This window comes from Chryseobacterium sp. Chry.R1, from assembly GCF_039645525.1.
Lineage (GTDB): Bacteria > Bacteroidota > Bacteroidia > Flavobacteriales > Weeksellaceae > Chryseobacterium > Chryseobacterium proteolyticum.
On record NZ_CP151793.1, the window covers coordinates 1,097,370 to 1,118,964 of the forward strand.

18 protein-coding genes and 6 tRNA genes are annotated in these 21,595 nt (G+C 36.9%); 13 read left to right on the plus strand and 11 right to left on the minus strand.

The features are described 5' to 3' along the window. Window positions 1–138 precede the first annotated feature (138 nt). Window positions 139–1,518 carry a tetratricopeptide repeat protein gene (locus tag AAEU33_RS05185; RefSeq protein WP_172282417.1) on the plus strand — a complete coding sequence of 460 codons (1,380 nt, stop codon included), beginning with the start codon at window positions 139–141 and terminating at the stop codon, window positions 1,516–1,518. Between the two features lie 48 nt (window positions 1,519–1,566). On the opposite strand, the gene AAEU33_RS05190 is transcribed toward AAEU33_RS05185, so the two are convergent. Genes AAEU33_RS05190 through AAEU33_RS05200 form a run of 3 tightly spaced genes read right to left on the minus strand, consistent with a single transcriptional unit; the run spans window position 1,567 to window position 3,529 of the window. Further along, window positions 1,567–2,451, minus strand: a complete 885-nt coding sequence (locus AAEU33_RS05190; protein WP_273650226.1) for a DMT family transporter — start codon at window positions 2,449–2,451, stop codon at window positions 1,567–1,569. Beyond that, a complete protein-coding gene (gene aat / locus AAEU33_RS05195; protein ID WP_345991224.1) occupies window positions 2,435–3,091 on the minus strand; it encodes a leucyl/phenylalanyl-tRNA--protein transferase in 657 nt (218 codons plus the stop codon). The genes AAEU33_RS05190 and aat overlap by 17 nt, the downstream gene beginning before the upstream one ends. Window positions 3,092–3,151: 60 nt before the next feature. Next, the gene (locus AAEU33_RS05200) at window positions 3,152–3,529 is read right to left on the minus strand and encodes a DUF3127 domain-containing protein (RefSeq protein ID WP_172281607.1); all 378 of its coding nucleotides are present in this window, start codon (window positions 3,527–3,529) and stop codon (window positions 3,152–3,154) included. A gap of 179 nt (window positions 3,530–3,708) precedes the next feature. On the opposite strand from AAEU33_RS05200, the gene AAEU33_RS05205 reads away from it, so the two are divergent. From AAEU33_RS05205 to AAEU33_RS05240, 8 genes are all read left to right on the plus strand, one after another. Beyond that, window positions 3,709–3,790, plus strand: a tRNA-Leu gene (locus AAEU33_RS05205). 8 nt (window positions 3,791–3,798) lie between these two features. Next, window positions 3,799–3,874 (plus strand) — tRNA-Gly (locus AAEU33_RS05210). A gap of 6 nt (window positions 3,875–3,880) precedes the next feature. Then, a tRNA-Leu gene (locus AAEU33_RS05215) sits at window positions 3,881–3,964 on the plus strand. A 113-nt stretch (window positions 3,965–4,077) separates the two neighbouring features. After that, window positions 4,078–4,159 (plus strand) — tRNA-Leu (locus AAEU33_RS05220). An 8-nt stretch (window positions 4,160–4,167) separates the two neighbouring features. Continuing rightward, window positions 4,168–4,243 (plus strand) — tRNA-Gly (locus tag AAEU33_RS05225). A 6-nt stretch (window positions 4,244–4,249) separates the two neighbouring features. Further along, window positions 4,250–4,333: transfer RNA gene (locus AAEU33_RS05230), tRNA-Leu, on the plus strand. A gap of 230 nt (window positions 4,334–4,563) precedes the next feature. Next, the gene (chrA, locus tag AAEU33_RS05235) at window positions 4,564–5,688 is read left to right on the plus strand and encodes a chromate efflux transporter (RefSeq protein ID WP_345991226.1); all 1,125 of its coding nucleotides are present in this window, start codon (window positions 4,564–4,566) and stop codon (window positions 5,686–5,688) included. 101 nt (window positions 5,689–5,789) lie between these two features. After that, window positions 5,790–6,785, plus strand: a complete 996-nt coding sequence (locus AAEU33_RS05240; RefSeq protein ID WP_345991228.1) for a phosphotransferase — start codon at window positions 5,790–5,792, stop codon at window positions 6,783–6,785. Between the two features lie 178 nt (window positions 6,786–6,963). Here the strand turns inward: AAEU33_RS05240 and AAEU33_RS05245 are convergent, their stop codons facing one another. Both AAEU33_RS05245 and AAEU33_RS05250 read right to left on the minus strand, forming a co-directional pair. Beyond that, complete coding sequence (locus tag AAEU33_RS05245; protein WP_345991230.1) at window positions 6,964–7,806, minus strand: lipopolysaccharide kinase InaA family protein; 843 nt, start codon at window positions 7,804–7,806, stop codon at window positions 6,964–6,966. A gap of 53 nt (window positions 7,807–7,859) precedes the next feature. Continuing rightward, on the minus strand, window positions 7,860–8,900 hold the full coding sequence (locus AAEU33_RS05250; RefSeq protein ID WP_172281600.1) for a glycosyltransferase family 9 protein: 1,041 nt from the start codon (window positions 8,898–8,900) through the stop codon (window positions 7,860–7,862). A gap of 497 nt (window positions 8,901–9,397) precedes the next feature. Between AAEU33_RS05250 and AAEU33_RS05255 the strand changes: the two genes are divergently transcribed. Genes AAEU33_RS05255 through AAEU33_RS05265 form a run of 3 tightly spaced genes read left to right on the plus strand, consistent with a single transcriptional unit; the run spans window position 9,398 to window position 11,715 of the window. Beyond that, the gene (locus tag AAEU33_RS05255; RefSeq protein WP_273650219.1) at window positions 9,398–9,763 is read left to right on the plus strand and encodes a hypothetical protein; all 366 of its coding nucleotides are present in this window, start codon (window positions 9,398–9,400) and stop codon (window positions 9,761–9,763) included. 43 nt (window positions 9,764–9,806) lie between these two features. Further along, on the plus strand, window positions 9,807–11,222 hold the full coding sequence (locus AAEU33_RS05260) for a PLP-dependent aminotransferase family protein (RefSeq protein ID WP_345991232.1): 1,416 nt from the start codon (window positions 9,807–9,809) through the stop codon (window positions 11,220–11,222). A 13-nt stretch (window positions 11,223–11,235) separates the two neighbouring features. Next, a complete protein-coding gene (locus tag AAEU33_RS05265) occupies window positions 11,236–11,715 on the plus strand; it encodes a GNAT family N-acetyltransferase (RefSeq protein WP_273650218.1) in 480 nt (159 codons plus the stop codon). A gap of 81 nt (window positions 11,716–11,796) precedes the next feature. On the opposite strand, the gene AAEU33_RS05270 is transcribed toward AAEU33_RS05265, so the two are convergent. From AAEU33_RS05270 to AAEU33_RS05295, 6 genes are all read right to left on the minus strand, one after another. Next, on the minus strand, window positions 11,797–13,650 hold the full coding sequence (locus tag AAEU33_RS05270) for an alkaline phosphatase family protein (protein WP_345991234.1): 1,854 nt from the start codon (window positions 13,648–13,650) through the stop codon (window positions 11,797–11,799). Between the two features lie 169 nt (window positions 13,651–13,819). Further along, the gene (locus AAEU33_RS05275; protein ID WP_273650216.1) at window positions 13,820–14,488 is read right to left on the minus strand and encodes an HAD hydrolase-like protein; all 669 of its coding nucleotides are present in this window, start codon (window positions 14,486–14,488) and stop codon (window positions 13,820–13,822) included. A 4-nt stretch (window positions 14,489–14,492) separates the two neighbouring features. After that, the gene (locus tag AAEU33_RS05280; RefSeq protein ID WP_345991236.1) at window positions 14,493–15,647 is read right to left on the minus strand and encodes a TIGR03364 family FAD-dependent oxidoreductase; all 1,155 of its coding nucleotides are present in this window, start codon (window positions 15,645–15,647) and stop codon (window positions 14,493–14,495) included. A 12-nt stretch (window positions 15,648–15,659) separates the two neighbouring features. After that, on the minus strand, window positions 15,660–16,931 hold the full coding sequence (locus tag AAEU33_RS05285) for a DUF5690 family protein (protein ID WP_345991238.1): 1,272 nt from the start codon (window positions 16,929–16,931) through the stop codon (window positions 15,660–15,662). A 37-nt stretch (window positions 16,932–16,968) separates the two neighbouring features. Next, a complete protein-coding gene (locus tag AAEU33_RS05290; RefSeq protein WP_345991240.1) occupies window positions 16,969–19,794 on the minus strand; it encodes a TonB-dependent receptor in 2,826 nt (941 codons plus the stop codon). Between the two features lie 347 nt (window positions 19,795–20,141). Then, a complete protein-coding gene (locus AAEU33_RS05295; protein ID WP_172281576.1) occupies window positions 20,142–20,714 on the minus strand; it encodes a helix-turn-helix domain-containing protein in 573 nt (190 codons plus the stop codon). Window positions 20,715–20,882: 168 nt separating this feature from the next. Between AAEU33_RS05295 and AAEU33_RS05300 the strand changes: the two genes are divergently transcribed. Further along, window positions 20,883–21,593 carry a response regulator transcription factor gene (locus AAEU33_RS05300; RefSeq protein ID WP_172281575.1) on the plus strand — a complete coding sequence of 237 codons (711 nt, stop codon included), beginning with the start codon at window positions 20,883–20,885 and terminating at the stop codon, window positions 21,591–21,593. Window positions 21,594–21,595: the final 2 nt, after the last annotated feature.

The window sequence follows — 21,595 nt, forward strand, 5'->3', positions numbered from 1 at the left end:
ACGAAAACATAATTCAAAAAAAAGTCGCAAATTTGCAGTAATTTTGAATTAACAATCTCAGAAGTAGTATATTAATTAAATAAGTTTGCCGAGGTTCGCAAGTAAATTCGGGCGTTGGCTGACGGAGGAAACAGTATATTGGAAGAATATTTTGGAAATGAACTGGTAAAAAAGTTCGAAGAAATGATTGAAAATAATGATGAATTCTACTTCGATACAGAAGAACTGGAAGACATTATTGTTTATTATCTGGAGCTGGGTGATTTTAACTATGCGGATAATGCTGTTAACTATGGCCTAAAGCTTCATCCTAATTCATTGGACATCAAGATCAAAAAGCTTGAAGTTCTTTTGGAGTGGGAAGATTATAATACGGCAAAAGAGCTAATAGACGAGTTAAAGGCTTCATCTATGGAGCACACGGACTTTTTAGTTTGCTACGCCAAGTATTATTCGAATTTGGGAAATCCTAGAAAATCCATTGAAATTTGTAAAAAAGCATTAGAACTGAAGGAAGAAGAAAACTTTCTTCACAACTTTATTGCGGATGAATATGTGAACTTAGGAGATCCTTTCAACGCTCTTAAACATTACAGAAAAGCATTGAAAGAAGACCCAACGGATGAATATGCGTTGGAAAACTGTATGATCTGCTTTAATGATTTAAAAAAGAGCGAGGAGGCTATTGCCTTTTTGAATGAATATTTAGATGAATTTTCTTATTCTGAAACCGCATGGTATGAATACGGACAGTTCTATTTCAACAGAAAGAATTATGAAGAAGCGATTAAAGGGTTTGATTATCTTTTAGCGATCAATTCATCTTCTGTAGGAGTATATGCAAATAAAGCAGCTTGTTACGAAGCATTAGGGCAATATAAAAAAGCCATTGAAGTATATGAGGAAATGCTGGAGTTGGAATATACCAAAGCATTTACTTACTATAAAATCGGATTATGCTATAAAGCAATGAAGCAGCCGATCATCGCATTGAACTCTTTTCAGAAATCATTGAGGGAAGATCCTCAGTTCTATCTGTCTATGATGGAGCAGTCTTATTTGTATGAGGAAATGGGGGGAATGGCTGAAGCGCTTCATTTTGCAAAAGAGGCAACGCATCTGAATGACAGCAACCTTGATTATCAAAAAAGGCTTGCATTTTTATTTATTGATGCTGGAAAATTTGAAGAAAGCCTTTCCTGTTTGAAAAAGCTTGTAGCTTCAGAACCCTCAAGGTTTTACAACTGGTATGCCTACTCAGAAGTGTTAATGCTTTTGGGTGAATACGAAGAAGCCGTTACGATTTTATACAAAGCTATAGAAAATCATAACAGGGCAGAATTGTATTATCAGCTGAGCAACTGCTATTTCAACCTTAGAGATCAGGAAAAAGGAATTGAAACCCTTCAGAAGGCATTAGATCTGGACCCGACTCTTGTTCAGGATATGCAGAAGAAATATCCTTTCATTAAAGATGGGGTAAAAAAGGCTAAAGCCAAAGTGAAGAAAAAGAATTAACGAATCAATAATGGTTCTTAAATAATAAATCCTGCAGTAATGCAGGATTTATTTTTTTACGGCAGGTTTTGTCCTTAAAAAGATCAAACCTCCTATAATGATCGCTGCGCCTACAAACTGGAGGAAAGTTAATTTTTCGCCATCCAGAATGCCCCAGATAATGGCAACAATAGGCATTAGTAAAGTAACGGTTGATGCAAAGAGCGGAGAAGATACTTTCAGGAGCCTGTAATTCATGGTCATGGCCAGTCCTGTTCCGAAAATCGACAATAAGCTTACAAAGAGCAATCCCGTCATATTGTCTTTTGAAAAACTAAACTCCGAGAAAAACCCGGTTAATGCTAAAGCAATGATCGAAGGAAAAAAGAGTACAAAAGAAAATATAAATGAGGATAAAATAACAGAAGACAATTCCATAAGCTTCGATTTTACAGTGGTCGTACTTATCGCATAGCATAATGTAGCCAGCAATAACAAAGCAATCGGAATCATTTTAAATTTCGCTCCGTCTCCTCCTCCGAAAGCGAGGATACATACTCCCGCAAAACTAATACAAACTCCTATAATCTGATGTTTTGTGGTTTCAAATTTCCATACCAGTGCGCCTACGATAATCACGCAAATGGGCATCATAGAATTGATAATCCCTGCAATACTGCTGCTTACTTCTGTTTCTGCAATAGGAAAGAGGAACATCGGGATAAAATTCCCCGTGATCGCTGCCAAAATAAGCCACTTGATGTGTTTTTTAGGAAATAGTTTATACTTCGAAATTGCGATAGGTAATAATATGATCCCTGCTATAAGGACCCTTAATGCACCTACCTGAAAAGGATTAAAATGTTCTAAAGATTTTTTAATTAAGATAAAAGAAGATCCCCAAATGAGACTGAGCAGCAGTAAGAGGATCCATTTTTCATTGTGTGCTTTCATTATTTTTGTGTAAGTAGTGTAAGAATTGTTTTTTGGGGATCATCCTTGCGCCGAGGCTTTCCAGATGTTCTGTATGGGACTGACAGTCAATAAGATCAAGCTGATCTTTATAAGTTTCCACAAAATGGATAAAACCTGCTTTGGAAGCATTGCTTACTTTGGCAAACATACTTTCACCACAAAAGACGTTACCGATCTGGAGGCCGTAAAAGCCACCTACTAGTTCACCATCTTTCCAAACTTCTATGCTTCTTGCCAACCCATAGTCATGAAGTGTGATAAACGATTCCATAAGTTCATCGGAAAGCCAGGTTCCGGCCTGGTCGACTCGGTTTATCTGCTGGCAGTTTCTGATGACTCCCCGGAAGTCTTTATTCTCAGTAAAGGTGAAAACTTCGCGATTGAGTATCTTACGCATCGATTTCGAAACCTTTAGTTCATCAGGGAACAAAACAAAACGGGGATCAGGGCTCCACCAAAGAATTTCCTCCCCCGGATTGAACCAGGGAAAAATGCCCAGCTGATAGGCAAACCAAATTCTTTCTACCGATAAATCCCCTCCGAAAGCTATAACCCCTTCGTGCCCGTCATAAAGTTCCGGATCAGGAAATGAAATCTCGTTTTCGTCTAATCGAACCATGTTGAGGAAAAAAAATCCCACTTAAAAAGCAGGATCTATATTTTTAATCGTTGTATCTAATTAAAAAGGTAAATCATCATCTTCGTCTCCCGCAAATGGATTTTCATTTGAAACCGGAGATCCGGATTGTGAAGGAGCTGCCTGAGTAGGTTCTGATCCGTTATCAAAAACTTTTTCTACTCTCCATCCTGTGATAGAGTTGAAGTATTTGGTTTCACCCTGAGGAGATGTCCATTCTCTTCCTCTGATGTTGATTCCTACCTTTACATTTTCTCCTTCTTTAAGGTTGTCTAATAAACTGATCTTGTCAGACAAAAATTCTATGTTTATCGGCTGTGGATACTGCTCCTGAGTTAAAATAACCATTTCTCTCTTTTGAAATCCGCTTGCAAATGTCTGAGCATCAAAAAGTTTCTTTACCGTTCCTTGTAATTCCATATCGTATATATTAACGATGTAAAAGTAAGAAAATGAAATGTAATAAAAGGGGTCAGGAAAAAAAAATGCAGAAATTTTAATTTTTTTTGAAAAAAGCCTTGTGATTGTAGAAAATTGCCCTATATTTGCACTCACAAAAACGAAAGAAGTTCTTTTAAAATACAACTTAACCAAACAATGCGGATGTGGTGTAATTGGTAGCCACGCCAGACTTAGGATCTGGTGCCGTGAGGCGTGGGGGTTCGAGTCCCTTCATCCGCACAACGTTTGCGAAAATAGCTCAGCTGGTAGAGCACAACCTTGCCAAGGTTGGGGTCGCGGGTTCGAATCCCGTTTTTCGCTCCATTCCACGCCCTGGTGGTGGAACTGGTAGACACGCAGGACTTAAAATCCTGTGCCTCTTTTGGCGTGCGGGTTCAAGTCCCGCCTGGGGTACTAATCCTCTGTAACTTTGTTGCGGAGGATTTTTTTTGGTTTTTTTAAGTTGTATTTATTATATTTGTAAGAATAATGCTGAGGATATCTGTAGTTACAGATCAGCAGAACCAGCGGATGTGGTGTAATTGGTAGCCACGCCAGACTTAGGATCTGGTGCCGTGAGGCGTGGGGGTTCGAGTCCCTTCATCCGCACAACGTTTGCGAAAATAGCTCAGCTGGTAGAGCACAACCTTGCCAAGGTTGGGGTCGCGGGTTCGAATCCCGTTTTTCGCTCCATTCCACGCCCTGGTGGTGGAACTGGTAGACACGCAGGACTTAAAATCCTGTGTCCGCAAGGACGTACGGGTTCAAGTCCCGTCTGGGGTACAACCCTCCGTAACTTTGTTGCGGAGGGGTTTTTATTTTTAGAACATACCTCATTGCTACTTCTTATTTATTATACCTGAGGTTATACATACTTTATAATTAAAATTTAGAAAGAGAAAAGAAATAAGTAATTTCATATCTCAGTGTGAAGCTTAAATTGGATCATTCCAAACAAGAGTGAATCTATTATGGGAGTATAGTTTTTTTGATAGACAAATACATAAAAAATTGTGGGGAAAGACAATAATCTGAAAGAAGTTGCCGGTGTTTTCCTGAAACTGGGAGTTACAGCATTTGGAGGTCCTGCCGCTCATATTGCCATGATGCAGCAGGAAGTAGTAACAAAACGGAAATGGATGTCTGAGGAGCATTTTCTTGATCTGATCGGAGCAACTAACCTTATCCCAGGTCCCAATAGTACAGAAATGGCAATTCATATCGGGCAGGAAAGGGCCGGTTGGAAAGGACTGATTGTAGCTGGATTATGTTTTATATGTCCTGCTGTTATCATTACTTTATGTTTTGCATGGTTATATAAAGAATATGGGCAGCTTCCACAAGTTCAGCCCTTTATATATGGAATAAAACCTGCTATCATATCTGTAATATTATCGGCTGTTTTTCCCCTCGCAAAAAAATCTTTAAAAACCATCCCACTATGGATTATTGGTATTAGCGTGCTGATGCTTTCTTTCTTAGGAATTAATGAATTCTTTTTATTATTCGGAGCAGGTATAATCGCAATGCTATTTGCAATCATAAGACAGAAAAATACGACCAACTCACTTATTCCACTAACTTTACTACAGATTCGAGATTTTAGCTCTCTGTCACAAAGTAATATTAAATTATTTCTAATTTTCCTTAAAGTAGGAGCTATTCTTTACGGAAGCGGATATGTCCTGTTTGCTTTTCTTGATACAGAATTGGTGGGAAGAGGTTTATTAACAAGACAAGAACTATTAGATGCTATAGCTGTTGGACAATTTACACCAGGACCCGTCTTTTCATCGGTTACTTTTATTGGTTATCAAATAAATAACTGGTCAGGAGCTTTGGTTGCTACGTTGGGTATCTTTTTTCCTTCATTTATTTTTGTAGCATTACTTAATCCAATAGTAAAGATGATGAGGGGATCAAAAATATTCTCATCTTTCTTAGATGCAGTCAATATTGCGTCAATAGCTATTATTATAAATATATGTTATGAAATGGCAAAAGATAGTATCGCAGATTGGAAAACAATAATTATTGCTGTATTATGCATTATTTTGATGTTTACTTTCAAAAAAATAAACAGTGCATGGATTGTTATGCTGGGAGCTTTTTTAGGATATATTTTACAAAAGATGTAAGATATTCCCCCAATTTAGTAAAAATAATTTAGTAAATATAAGGCTGAAAATTACGAGCAAAACTGCATACACATTATAACTCAACTACGAACGAAAAACTAATGACAGAGAAATTTCCTACCATAAATAGCACGCTTTCACCAAATGAACTTGGTAAGTTTATTCAAAGAAATTATAAATTAACCGAGAAAACTGAATGCAAAGTATTCCGGCTTGCCATGAATCATTTATACATTGTTCATGATGACGAAAATAAATATGTTTTTAGAGTTTATACACATAACTGGCGATCTCAATTAGAAATTGAAGAAGAGCTAAAACTTTTAATTCATCTAAAAGAAGCAGGGCGACAAGTTGCTTTTCCCATAGCTGATCAATCGAACAATTTCATTCAGGAAATTGAAGCATCAGAAGGAACACGATTTGGTGTTTTATTTTCATATGCTAAAGGCATAAAAACAGCAAAATTCTCTCACCAAACAAGTTTTCTGATTGGACAGGCATTAGCAAAAGTTCACCAATCCACAGAAAATATTGAACTGAAGAGAATAACCTACAATGCTCAAAATTTGCTTAAGAATCCTATTATAAGAACTAAAGAATTTTATAGTAAAAATGTTAGCGAAAATGAATTTTTAGAAACTCTTTCTGCTTTTTTAACGCAAAAAATGGATAGTACGGACAAACGTAAAATGAGATATGGAGCTGTTCATCTCGACGTTTGGTTTGATAATTTACATATTGATAATGAAAAAGAAATAACATTTTTTGACTTTGATTTTTGTGGCAACGGTTATTTATGCTTTGATATTTCCTATTTTCTATTTCAGTTGTTTACAACTCATTTGAACGAAGAAGAATATCAGGTAAAAGCCGATAGTTTCATTAAAGGGTATGAAACTGTAACTAAAATTAGTAACGAAGAAAAAAAGTTTTTGCCCTACGCATGTTTAGCAATTATGACCTACTACATAAGTGTTCAGTGCGATAGATTTGAATATTGGACAAATATTTTCTTGAATGAAGATCATTTAAAAAGGATGGTTGGGAATTTAAAACGATGGATCGCTTATCAAAAAATTAATATTAATAATTAAAAAAGGATCAATAATAACAGAGCTCAAAGATTAAAACCAGTATTAATACATGTGCCAACAAAAAATCCTACTTAAAAAGCAGGACTTTATATTTCAATTATCTTAGATAATTACTTTGGGGCTGAAAATTTCTTCCGACTATAAATCAACACCTTCCTTCTACTGTAATTTTTGACCTTCAGGCAAAAACAAGAAAAGGTAAATCAGATTCTAAAAAACTGATTAATGAGATAAGAATTAAGTTTTTAGGAACGGGAAGTACTTTAAGGAAATATTTATAAAACTTCAGAACCTTTTTTATTCTTCGCTTGGTTTGTAAAGTATTGGCAGCTTTAACAATCTGTGTAAGGAAGTATTCCGAAGAAATTCCTGCCAGCCTAGAATATTCTGAACTGATCAGTTTAAGAATCTTCGGATCATTGGTTATCCGTGAGAAGTTTTTGATCCTTTTGGGCATTTCAAATTCAGTGTGGAAATTCATTCTGTTAAGGTCCACCATAAAAAAATGATAAGCGCCGTTGATTTTTTTTATAAGAAAATTCCCCGGAGAATTATCGATAAACTCAATTCCCTGTTCGTGTAAATAATAGATGAGCTGGGTGTACTCTTTAATGACTTCTTTCAGGTTTTCAAAAGGGCTTCGTGCGTACATCACATCTTCCAGAGTATATATGTTTTCCAGTTGTTCACTGATATAATAACTGTTGGTAAGACCCAGCCAGTCGTGAAACTCTACATAAGCAATCGGCTGGGGGGTGTGAAGGTTTTTATCGATCAGCATATGGGCATATTCGAAAGACCGCCGTGCCTTGGATTTCCGGTAGTATTTGTAGACATGCCGGTTGATAAAATTATGCTGCTTAAATGATTTAAAATTGAATTTTTTTCCATTGATGGAAAATGACTTTACAATATTTCTGCTTCCGGGACCGATTAAAGTCCCCTCACTATGGAAATTTTTGATAATACGGATTATTTCATCTTGGTAATGAGCATAATCTGGTGCAAGAACAAGATTCATATGAGTGGTATAATTGTGGTGTGTGTTTGTGTGTTTTCAATATTAGTCAACGGTTATTGAAGGACCGTTTTTATTAAATCCGGTATTTCGGATTCCTTAACATTATTTGTATTAATGGAGAAGCTTTTATCGTTATAGGGTTTATATGCATTTTCATCCGTTACCATAAACAATCCTATTGTCGGTGTTCCTACGGCACTGGCTAAGTGCATTACACCGTTATCTGCGGCAATAAAAACACTGGTATTGGCTATAAAGGCACCCATTTCCCGGATGTCGGTACTGTAAAAACTGGGAATTTTGAAATCTAATCTGGAAATATTTTCTACCGGTAGAAGTTCAACAATATTATAATCTGGAAATGTCATTTTCAGGCTTTCATAGAATGATGCCCACCAGGTATTGGAATAGCATTTATCGCCTGTGGCATTGGTAAAGAGACAAATGGTTTTTTTATCGTTTTTAGTAATTCCTTCTAATTTCCTTTTACCCGTTTCTATTTCTTCCGGGCTCAGCTTTATATTTAAAAAAGGAACCTTTCCTGTATTTCTTTCAAATCCCAGGTGGGTAAGAAATTTTCGCAAATTATAAATAGGATTTTTTGCCGCATGCGGATAATCCGGATATTCTGAATGAAGTTCATCACTCCATTCATTAAAGAACTTATAATCGCCATTGGCCAGTTGTGTGGATATTTTTCCCGATGACGAGCTATGGCTGGTATTGATCACTAAATCATACTTTTTCCAGCGAAGCAAACTCCAGCTCCGGATGTATTTCAGAAGATTGCTGAAAGGTTTCTTCGGAAGCTGAATGATCTGGTCAATATTTTTATAATTTTTAAAAATAATAGGTGATATGCTTCCCTTTACAAATAAATCAATCCTGGCATCCGGAAAAGTATCGTTAACCTCCTGAACGATAGGGGACAGCAATAATAAATTCCCTAATCTATGGTTGGGGCGTGAAATCAATATTTTTTTTATGATGACTTCTTTGCCGGGTTTAACGGTAGAATTCGACTGGCCCATATTTTTGGTAAGACCACGCATTACCTTCCTCCTGATCACATTGAGTTGTTTGGGTATTTTCATAGCTCAGCTGGGATCATGATAATCCCGATTTCGTATTAAACATTCCTTAAAAAAAACGTATGTATAAAATTAGCACAAAACAATCATTTGATTGATTATTTACTGAAAAGTTAATTGTGTTTATAAAATTTAATATGTATACAATCGAAAATTTCTTTGTAATGTTTGTAAAGTCCTTTATTCATAAGGATTTCAGGTTATGGACAATTGATGTTTTTTTAGATAAAAAATTAATAAAAGGATAAAAAGTCTTTAAAATAAAGAAAGCATAGAATCTACCTTTTCGATTTGAAAATTTATTTGAACCTTTCAAATCTCTGCAAAACTATTTTCCGGATTTTAGCTGAAGGGTTTTCGATACCATATCGGTAGAATAACGCTCCGATAATACAAACCAATTCTTTTTAATAAATTTGCTGTACCCACAATAATAGTAAGTTCTGTATCTGTATCCTTTTAGCATTGTGTTTTAACTTTACATATCTAATGTAAACACTATGGAAACATGCTTTCTGCCTACAGGCAAACTTCAGTTTGATGAGGTTTATATTTCTGATCTGGTGCACCTGAAACAGATTTTTGTGAAAGAAAGAAATCTGAAGCAAGTGAATGAAGACTTTGGACTTCCGTTTGTAATGGCCAAAAAAACAGATGAAATTATAGCTTTTGCAAGTCTTATCATCAATGATCAGGATACAGTAGATTTTGTGATTTTTGAAGCCGGGAATATGGATGCAAAAGAAAAAGAGGCCTTCAAAAAGTATGCTGAAGATTGTTTTAAAAAAGCTCCTTCAGATAATTATAATGACCCCGGGCAATTGAAAAGCACCATCAGCAGGATCATAAACTGGATCAATATTTAAGGATGAATAGCTTTTTGCTTGCTTTATGTAAAACAATGATATTATGGGCAAAGAAGTCTTATATCTTAAAATAGCAAAAATAATGATGGAGCAGATCCAGACTGAAACCTTACAGTTTGGAGATAAACTGCCTTCCCTAAGAAGTGCCCAGAAGTTATACAATGTAAGCCTGAATACGATCAAACTGGCTTATATGGAATTGGAAAGCCGGTCTTTGATTGAGTCCCGACCCAAGTTTGGATATTATGTAAGCCACACTTCCCAGAGGAAACTGGATCTTCCATCTGTAACCAAAATGAAGGATTCCAAAATAGAGGGAACCAAAGAAGATCTTATAGATAAAGTATTCGGAACGATTTCAGATTCAGGAATCACCCAATTTGCTTTAGCTATACCCGGCAAGAATTTTCTGCCTTTGGCTAAGATGAAGAAATCCATCATTAATGTAATCAAAAGTAAAAATGATTTTGGAACGAATTATGAGCCGGTACAAGGGAATCATAATCTTCGCCGGGAGATTGCCAAATGGTCTTTAGTGATGGAAGGAAAAATTACAGAAGACGACCTGGTTATTACGTCCGGAGCAATGAATGCCATCTATAACAGTTTGATGGCAGTGACGCAGCCCGGTGATTCTGTCGCGATTGAAAGTCCGGCCTATTTTGGGATCTTACAGGCTATTCAGTTATTAGGGTTGAAAGCCGTAGAAATTCCTACTCATCCGGTATATGGAGTAGATCTTGATGCCCTGAAAAAGGTATTGCCGAAATTATCGGCATGTTGTTTTGTGACTAATTTTAATAATCCGATGGGCTTTCAGATGCCCGATGAGCATAAAAAGGAATTGGTAAGATTAATTACTCATTACAATGTCCCGCTGATTGAAGATGACATTTATGGGAATTTATACTTTGGAGCAGAACGCCCCAAGCCCTGTAAATTTTATGATGAAGCAGGGCTGGTGATGTGGGTAGGCTCTGTATCCAAGACTATGGCTCCCGGATACCGGGTAGGTTGGGTCGCCCCGGGACAATTTAAAGACAGGATCATCCGCCAGAAGCTGGTTCAGACGGTATGCAGTCCGTCATTATACTCCGATGTGATTGCTGATTTTCTTGAATATGGAAGATATGATCATCATTTAAGAATGTTCAGAAATAAAGTCTATTCCAATTATTTGCAGATTCAGAGAGCGATTACCTCCTATTTTCCGGATAATACCAAAATCTCGGAACCTAAAGGTGGGTTTATGCTTTGGCTGGAGCTCGATAAAAGGATATGTACTGAGGATCTTTTTGACGAAGCTTTTAGTCATAAAATCAATTTTGCTCCGGGAAGGATGTTTTCACAATATGATCAGTACCGGAACTGTATGCGACTGAATTATGCCCTGGAATGGACCGATAGGGTGGAAAGTGATATTGAAAAACTCGGAAATATGATAAAGAATAATATTTAATACTATAAAGAATATGAATGACCAGAATAATGAAGTAAAGATTGAGGCGTATCACCCTCAATACAAAGAAGCTTTTAAAGCATTGAATGAAGAGTGGATCAAAACATTCTTCGTGATGGAAAGCGGGGACTACAAATTGCTTGATAATCCTGAGGAATATATTATCAGTAAAGGAGGTCACATTGTATTTGCCCTATTGGATAATGAAGTGGTAGGAACCTGTGCTTTAGTGAAGGCAGGACCTGAAACCTATGAACTTTCGAAAATGGCAGTAAGCCCCAAGGCCCAGGGTAAAAAGATAGGATATCTTTTAGGAAAGGCTTTGGTGGAGAAAGCAAAATCATTACACGCGGAGAAAATATTTCTGGAGACCAATTCTATTTTGGTGCCAGCGATTAAATTATATGAAAAGCTTGGATTTGAGCATATTCCGGTTACTCATTCGGCGTATAACCGTTGCGATACACAGATGGAGCTAAAGCTTAGGGATTAAATAAAAAAAAGATATTAGAACCTGGAGTAATCCTCGTTCTAATATCCAATTTAAATCTACTAATGATATTGAAATTCTTTCTTATTTCTTAATAAAGCTTTTCGTTAGGGACTTCTGGACTCCTGTAACTTTTATAAAATAAACACCTGTTGGGGCTTTATGAATATCAAATGTCTCGTCATATTGTCCATCCGATGATTTCGATGTTTTAGACAAAACCACGGACCCTCGGGTATCGATGATTGTAAATGTCATTTCTTTCTCATCAGATTTGAATTTTATATTGATATTCTGATTTGCCGGGTTGGGATATATCTTAAAATCTTCTGCTGGTCTTTCCGTGTTTTTTGCAGACAAAGTATTGCTCTGGCAGCTGGATAATCTGTTGGTACCATCAATTCCCCAGGAGCTTTCTACAGGAACACATAGCCAGTTCAGTACAGTTGGAAGATGATCTGTTTCTCTTGTGGTAGATAAATAATTATAGATTTTAAAGTTAGTTGTTGTATTGAGGCTACGGGTAGGACTTCCTGTAATCGTACTGTTATTACTGTTTGAACTTGAATCTGTTAGTGTATTGCCGGAAGTTTCATTGCATTTCCAATTAGCCAGTAATTGAGCATAATAAGGATGGGCAGAAGTGATATTTTGGGTAGCCCAATTAACTAAAACATCATTAGGAAGGGCTGATTTCCAGATCCTGATGTCTTTGTACGAAGCGGCCAGGTTCTGTCCATAAGTATTGGTTCCGTCCTGATTGATCGTTAACGGAAGCCCTGAATCAATATTTCCGATTGTATTCATTTTGGCAAAAGTAACAGGCACACCGTCCTCATAGAGAGTTACAAGGCCATCCCTATCAAAACTTACTGCAATATGTTTCCACTTATTGGTTTCCATTTTTCCTCCTACCAGGTCAATTCTGTTCGTACCATCACCAATATTTACTTTATAGGTTTGTCCCGAATATCCTGAGATAACAAATCCTTTGTTTTTTCCGCTGTTCCAGTTTTTATTACTGATCATTACAGGATCACTCGAGAAGCTGGCATTAGGCTTTACCCAAAATTCAATCGTAAAGTCCTGATTAGCCCCAAAGTTAAAAGGAACCTGGTTGGTAGGCTTGGCATAAGTACCGGCAGGGAAGTTAAGTTGGTTGAAAGTGATATTCGAATCGATGTCCGTTTTACTGATCTGTTGGGGAGTAAGGTTCGGATTAGAGTAGATCGTAAAGATATTCCTTTCAGAAAGATTTCCTCCTCCATGACCATTATTTACTGCCCCGTGATCTGTTGTCAGGACTACCAGCCAATCTTCATTGTTGTAAGTCGACCTGTTTTTCATCGCATTTACAATTTCTCCGATATAAGTGTCTGTTGTTTGCATTGAGGAAACATATTGTGGTACGGTCGAAGAAAAACCATAAGAGTGGCCTGCGTGATCCACGTCATCAAAATCCACAAACAGAATATCTGGGTTATCATTCTGCAATGCATCTACGGCAGCATTTTTTACCGCCAGATCTGTGCTGAAATTGGTCTTTACATCTGCATTTTTAATAATAATATCGTTAATAGGCGACCAATGTACGAGGGAGATTGTTCTTAAATTTGAATTATAGGCCTCTGCACGGGTAAGGAAATCGCGATAATTTACATAATTCGGGTTTGTAAAATTATTATCCTGAACATTGTGTTTTGTATGCCATACCCCAGTTAGCATGGTGCTCCATCCATTTCCACTCCAGGTTGTCGCAGCACAAAGGCCGTCAAGGGAATACACCGATTTTGTAATTAACGACTTAATATTAGGTGTATCGGAAGACATCATAACATCTGCCCGGCAACCATCGATTCCGATAAAAAGAACCTTTTTTGTCTGAGCACTTAAAAAGCAGCTCACCATAACAGCCATTGAAAATAGTTTTGTTTTCATAGAAATTTTGTTTTTTGAAATGAAGATGTTTACAAATAGTAATTAATATTTTATTATTTGTAAAATTAATTTACTATTTGTAAACATGTGTGAACTTAAAGTTAATTAAAGGATAAAAAAACGATAAGAAACTGAGGCTGAATGATCAGTAGTAAGATGAAAGAATATGCTAGATAACTTCTTCAGCCTCAGATAGGGTATTGAATATATAATCAGGATTGGATTTTTCAAGTTCGGATCTTTTTTGAGCCCCAGAAAGAACGGCAATCGTTAATCCACACCCTGCATTTTTTCCTTCTTCAATATCAACCACCGAATCTCCTGCTTTCAGCACTTTTTGAGGATCAAGGATGTTGAATTTTTGCATGGCCAGATGAATCATTTCAGGACTTGGGCGACTTTCGGATACATCATTAGCCGTAATAAGGGCATCATAATATACATTCTCTTTCCATCCCAGCTTATCCAGAAGCTGCTGCGCAATATCATAGGTATATCCCGTATTAAGAATAATTTTTTTGTCCTTGGACCTCATTTTTAGCAGAAAATTTTCAATACCCTCGATCGGCTTTACATCAAGGTTCTGATACGCTACTTTTAGCTGATCAGAGAAATTTTCAAAAATGGGAAGGGAATCATTTGCGTCGCCACCTATTTCAATAAGTAAACCACTGATGGCTTCTAATTTTTCCTTTCCTGCACAGCTCGATAATACCTTTTCCAGAGTAACATTATAACCGTAATCATTTACTGCGTGCATTAAAGTTTTATAAACTACATTGTCTTCATTAATTGTTGTTCCGGCCATATCCAGAACCAATAATTCTATGTTCTTCATTATTTTATGCGTATATTTTATCTATGTTAAATTTTGAGAATCCACCGCTTGCGGTCATACCCTTGCCACCGATACCTGTGATGATATGAATATTGGGAGATGGATTATGTTCGAAAATATCTTTTGTTTTACATTGAGAATAGATCCCAAGCCATCTTCTCTGAATTTCATAGGTTGGAAGATCAATGATCTTTTTGGCCTCGCTGATCATAAACTCATCGATTTCCATATTCAGGTCATATCCCAGGGCATCCGAATCCTTTGCGCTTGCATATTCATGAGAATCGCCTAAAATGATAGATCCATCAAGAGTCTGCTTAAATAGAATATGGACCCCATATCTCTTTTCGAAAGAATCAGGGGCTTCTAAAGCCTTGATTTCCTGGAAGGAAGGGCATTCCTGAAAGGACTCGTATCTTCTGATGGATAACCCCGTAAGGATATTTCCCTGTAAGGAATAAATACCCTGAGCTTTGGTTTGTAGCATCTGCAGTTTCGTGACCACTAAATCGCTTTCATTGAATACGTTAGGGTATAAGGTTTTAAACTCATGACCTCCGCAAATGATTATTTTTGCAGCCTGTAACTGCTGTCCGTCTGATGTCTGGGCAACACATTGATTATTATCTTCATACGTTTCAATTACGGTCGTATTATTATAGATCTTTAAATCCAGTTTTTCCTGTAAAAGTTTATGAAGTTTGATGATCATTTCCCCCGAATCTATAGAAAGTTCCTCTGGGAAGAATAATCCGCCTTTACAATAATCTGAACGAAGTCCATCAAATTTCTTCATACAATCGTTTTTTGAGAGAAGAACAGACTCGTAACCATTTTTCCGGTTGATGTCATAAAGTTCATTGATAAGCTTAAGTTCTTCTTCATTGGAAGCGAGGTAAACAGAACCGTTTTTTCGTATTGTTAGATCTGTTTGGGATTGCAGCTCATTGTATATGGCCAGACTCTCTCTTCCGAAATTTTGCCATTTAAGATCCATTCCCGATGGAACCACCTGCCCAAAATTTCTTACCGTAGCTCCCTGAGGCTGTGCATTTTTCTCTACCAAAGCTACTTTAAGGTTTCTTTTTAGTGCATGATAAGCGTGGAATGTTCCCAGAATTCCGCCACCCACAACAATAAGATCAAATTTTGTTGTCATTTTACTTTTGTTTTAAACCATTTTCGAAGCATCGAAATGGATGTATTGATTTTTATTTAGTTTAGGTTTGGATTTTTTTTTGAAAGCTAGGAAAGCAATCACTGAAGAAATCAAAACCGTAATTACGATGAAATAGTTAAGGTGAATATAAAAATTCAGCCATGTTGTTTTGGAAGATCCGAAATTCTTATAAAGTAAGATCAGAACGCTGCCCAGATAACCAAATGAATCTACAAAATAAATCAGAAACCCTACATTTCCTTTGATTTCAAAGGCCGCAATCATCCTGTCAAAATAAATTCCGTTGAATGGAATATAGCAAAGATACATTCCCATTCCGGAGACCATCATCCATAGAAACGGAGACATCATATGATGCTGAAAGAAATACGTTGAAAATCCTACCGTTAGTATTCCCGCAAAAAGAATGTAATGATAATATGCAAAAGCTTTTTTATTGTTTTTTACCCTTACCATAAGGCTTAAAATTAAAAGCACTACAATGGCGATCGGAATTTCCGTCAGGGTAAAAACAGAGCTGTCTGTTGCAAAGCTAAGGGCATCCCATATCTCACGGTTGAAATTGTCTCTGAAATCCCGGAGAATGGTTAAACTGATATACACAATAGTAATGCACATCATAGGAATGAAGAAACGGCGGATTAATGCCCTTCTTGCAGGCTTGTCTAATGGTTGTCTTTTATTCTTTAATAAAATGTCCTCTGCTGATGGCTTGGGAATTTTATTTAGCATGATGCCGAAAATGACCAAAGGAATAATAAAAACCAATCCCGCTGTAAAAGGCATCCAGAATTCTGAAACACCAAACGTATCCATTATAAATTTTCCGACAGATTTGGTAAACCCGGATGAAACGACAAAGCTTGAGCATAAAAACAAGCCTATGATCTCCGTCGTTTTTCTTCCTTCAATATAGGAGAAAACAATTCCCCAGATCAATCCTAACGGAAAACCGTTAATGAACATAAAAATAATGTTGTAAGGTGCCGGGCAGATTGCAAAACCCAGTAATGCAAGCTCTGCAATAGCAATAAAGCTCAACAGATAGAAGATTCTTTTCGCGGGTTTTAGTTCAGAAATAAATCGGATTCCAACGAATTTTGAAATAAAATATCCCATAACCTGGGCAATGATTATCAGGACCTTATAATCCACTCCGAAGTATGCAAGGCCTTCGAATGAAGCTACCGTAAAAGGCTTTCGGAATCCGTACATGCAGAAGTAAACACCGAAAGCAGAAAATGCTGCCTTCAGTGTTACCATTCTATTTTTATTGGTGTTGCCTTCCATTTTGACCCTGCTAGAAGTTAAGTTTAATTCCCATATTGAATCTTACACCATAATATTCCACCTGTTCAGGGCGATTTTCATTCTTTCCGAAATGATAGATCAAAGGCTTATTCAGGATGTTATTTACATCTGCATACAGCGTCAGAAATTTTGTAAACTGATAAGATCCTCCAAAATCTAAGCTGCTGTACTTTCCATAGTACGTGTCATTGATATCATCTTCAGCGTATTCCACGGCGTATTTTCCTTTATAGTTATAAGCCAGTCTTGCATTGAATCCCTTTTTTTCGAAGAATAACTGTATGTTGTATAGTTCTTTTGCCTGATAAGGAAGGGCAACCTTTCTACCACTGGGTTTCTCCATTTTTGAAGTCATGAAAGTAGCGTTTAGCTGTGTTCCGAAATATTGCAGGAATCCCGGAAGGAAGTCGAATCTTCTGTTCAGGCCAAGCTCAAGACCTCCCAATGACGCTGTTTTTCCATTATTGGGTGCTGTAAACTGAACTCCCGGATTTCCATTATATGAACCTACAAAAGAATCCTGGAAAATGGGGTCTGTGATGGATTTGTAAAAGATCCCTCCGCTTAAAATACCTACATTGGAGAAATAGTATTCTCCCATCAGATCAATGTTTAACGAATACGTCGGATTAAGATTAGGATTTCCTCCCTTAAACTCGTTGTCGGCCTCAATATAAGTTCCTCCAGGTGTCAGATCCCCGAAATTGGGTCTTGAAAAAGTTCTTGTTGCTGCAAAACGAAGATTTGTTTTGTCGTTTAATGCATACTTGATGTGTAGCATGGGTAAAACGGCCAGGTATTTTTTAGTATTTTCTACCGGAACCAGTTTATCATCAATTACGTTATAACCTTTTACCTTCGTATTGGTATTAGACAACCTGATCCCTCCCAATATTGTAATTTTATCATTCAGTTTATATTTTCCCATTCCATATGCGTCGGCATGTTTTTCAAATACATCGAAGTTTCTACCCAATGCTTTATTGTATACCAAAGATTCCGAATCTGCGGGATTTATTTTTAAATTTCCCTGATTCTGGAACCAGAACTGGTCCATTCCGGTAGTCGATAAAACAGGACCGAAACTGTTGCCAATATGGGCATTCATTTCAGTTAAATATTTTGGACCGTTAGGCTGCGTAGTAATGTACTGCCCGTAATCAGAAAGGAGGGGAGCGGTTCCGTTGTTCCAGTTATAGAAAATATCTGAAAATTTTGCATTACGCTCTTTATCCCTGTATTTAAAACCATACTTGAAGATCAGTTTATCCGAAGCGTAGACCTCATGGTTGAAGGCCGCTACAATTTTGTCTTTTTCTTCAACAAAAACTTTGTAGAATTCAAGATCCGTAAATCTCATTTGAGAAGCGTCCATTTTGAAATTAGGGTCACTGTAGAACCCAAATAATGCATCAGGATCTTTATAATCCAATTTTCCGCCATCGGCTTTCCAATACGCTCTCGGCCCATTTCCGCGATCTGCAATATAATTAGGATCAATGCCAACTCCAGGCTGAGTGTATTTGATCACATAATAAGAATTGTTTTGTTTATCCGGAATGTTTCCATATTTGAACCGGTTATCATAGTAGGACAAGTCCCAATCTATTTTTCCTTTATTCAATTGATGGATCCCTCCCAGAGACACAGAGGTTAGCTGCGTAATCAGAAGATTATGGATATTCTGTAATTCCACTCTTGCCGTATTGTTGGCAGAACTGAATTTATCGAATCTTATTCTGTGCTTGTAGTGGGTTTCATCATCTGCTAACGTTCCGTACATTCCTTTTAAATAAAGAGTGCTCTTTGGAGACAACACGTATTCAAAAGCTGTATTGATCCCCGTGGTCTTTCTTACCCCATTGTAATCCCGCAACTCCAATCTGAAGACTCCCTGGTCACCACTTCTTCTCGCCTCAAAATTATCTGTAGACCAGTTTCTCGTAAAGTGGGCAATATTGAAAAGGTATCCCAGCTTTTTATCCTTTGTTCTTCCTCCGTACAATAAGCCCAGATTATAAACTCCTTTGTCGGATTTTGCATTGTAACCACTTCCAACCGTGATCTTTAGCTCTTGTTTCATAGGAGGGGTTTTGGTAATAAAATTCACACCGCCTCCTATTCCATCAGCTTCCATATCCGGAGTAAAAGATTTATTGACATGCACGTAAGAAATGAGTTCTGTTGGGAAGAAGTCAAAAGCCGTTGCTCTTGAAGTGGTTTCTTCCTCTGCCGTTGGAAGCCTGTTTCCATTAATCGTTGTTGAAGCCCAGAACGGAGGAAGTCCCCGTATAGACACAAATCGTCCTTCTCCCTGGTCTCTTTCAATAGAAACACCTTGGACCCGTTGAACGGTTTCTGCGGCATTTCTGTCCGGAAGTTTTCCGATACCATCCGAAGCAATTACATTGGTCATGTTGATTGCATTCTTTTGAAGATTTAAAGCTCTTGCTTCGCTGTTTTTTAATGTGGCGGTAACAATTACTTCGTCAATATTTTTATGTTTTTGTTGTAATCGGATTATGCCCAGATCAGTATTTTCTTCGGATTGAATGCTTACAGGAAGAGTAGTGCTTTCATATCCTATATAGCTTATCTGCAAATTATATTCACCTGCCTTAAGATCATTAATGGTGAATTTACCATCAATATCGGTAACCATATTTTTAGATAATCCTTTTATCTTGATCGTAGCTCCGGGAAGAGGTTGATTCTCGTCAGATACAACTCCCGTAATCGTTTGTTTTTGGGCGGATGCCCATCCAATGAAACAAAGAAACATAAGGGGGAGTAATTTCTTCAATCTTGTTTTCATTTTTACAAATATTAAATTTTTATGCAAAACAAGCTAATAATTTTAATATATGTAAATATTTGGTATTAAGTAATGATTAACAAATAACACCATATTGTTAAGGGTGTATTACGTAAAATAGTCGTTAAAAAATAAGATTAATTGATAATTAGTGCTGTAAAACAGAGAGTTTGGTTGTTTTTTTTAAAGAGAGTATCTCAAAATGTGAATACACATGAAAGGAAAATAAGTTCATTTTGTATTCATTTTATTGGAGCCGTAAAAAGTAAAAGTTGAATATTTGTAAACTTTTTAATGGAAAAACGGATTATAATTAACTCCGGATATGGGCCGGAAAAATAAGTGGATTACTTATCTGAGTAAAAATAAAGGACCAGCATAATACAGCTTTCATTGCTGATACTTACAGGAACGTGAGGTAACTTCCCGTTAAAATATAGAGAATCACCTTCATGTAGAATGACTTCTTCATTATCTATGAGGTATTTTACTTCTCCTTTCAGGATATACTTGAATTCCCAGGCATCCGTAATTACTTTTTCTCTTTTGGAATTAGGTTCAAGGGTTAATAAAACCGCTTCAAAGCCCAGAGAATGAAGACTTTTACTGAAAATATGCACATATTTAAAGCCTTCCGCTTCTACTTCTTTTTCTATAAGTTGCTGACTGTCTTTAGGAAGATAGATGAATTTGGCATTTGATTTTTTTTCAACGCCTTCGAAGAAAAAACTGGCATCGATTTCCAAAGACTGGATGAGGTCCAACAAAACCGGAAGAGAAGGAATTGTTCTCCCATTTTCAATCCTGGACACAAGTCCATTGCTTACATTGGCTTTAAAGGCCAGCTCGTTGATGGTTAAATTATTTTTCTTTCTAATATCTTTTAATCTTTTGCCTATTCCTATTAAAAAATCATTCATACTTTAAAAATTTAACCTAAACTTTTTTCATTAGTTGCTTATCACAGCAAATGTAATATTATTCTCTATAGTTTTCACCAACTTTACCATTATTTCATTGAAAAACTCATGATTCATGCATTCCTTCCGTTTCCTATCTTTTTGCTATTTTTGTGAAATTCGTTACTTATGAAAAAAATTATTCTGATCGAAGACGAAACCAGTGTAGTATCTTTTATAAAAAAGGGACTTCAGGAAAAAGGCTATGAGATTTCTGTAGCTTTTGACGGACGTACAGGAGTACAGCTGGTAGAAGCCAATGATTTTGATCTGGTAATTTTGGATATTATGCTGCCCGAAATGAATGGGCTTGATGTCTGTAAGGAAATAAGAAAGACCAATCAGCATGTTCCTATTCTTTTTCTGACTGCATTGGGAACCTCCGAGAATATTGTCCTTGGCCTGGAGAGTGGCGGAGATGATTATCTGGTAAAACCTTTTAAATTTATAGAACTCGTTGCCCGTGTAAAATCCCTGCTGAGAAGAAGCGTTAATAATACCGCGACCCAAGAAGCGGTAGAGCCGGATGCGGATAGTGAATATATTTATCAGGTTTCCGATCTGATCGTGAATGATTATACTAAAAAGGTAACCCGTGCAGGAGAAGAAGTTTCCCTTACTTCCACAGAATATAAGTTGTTGATGTATTTTCTGAATAATACGGAAAAAGTAATTTCCCGGGCAGAAATTCTGGACGCCGTGTGGGGCGTGAATTATGAGCTGGGGACTAATGTGGTAGATGTATACGTTAATTATCTTAGGAAAAAGCTCGACAACCAGGATGATCAAAAGCTGATTCACACGGTAATCGGGATGGGATATGTTTTAAAAAAACCTTAGTG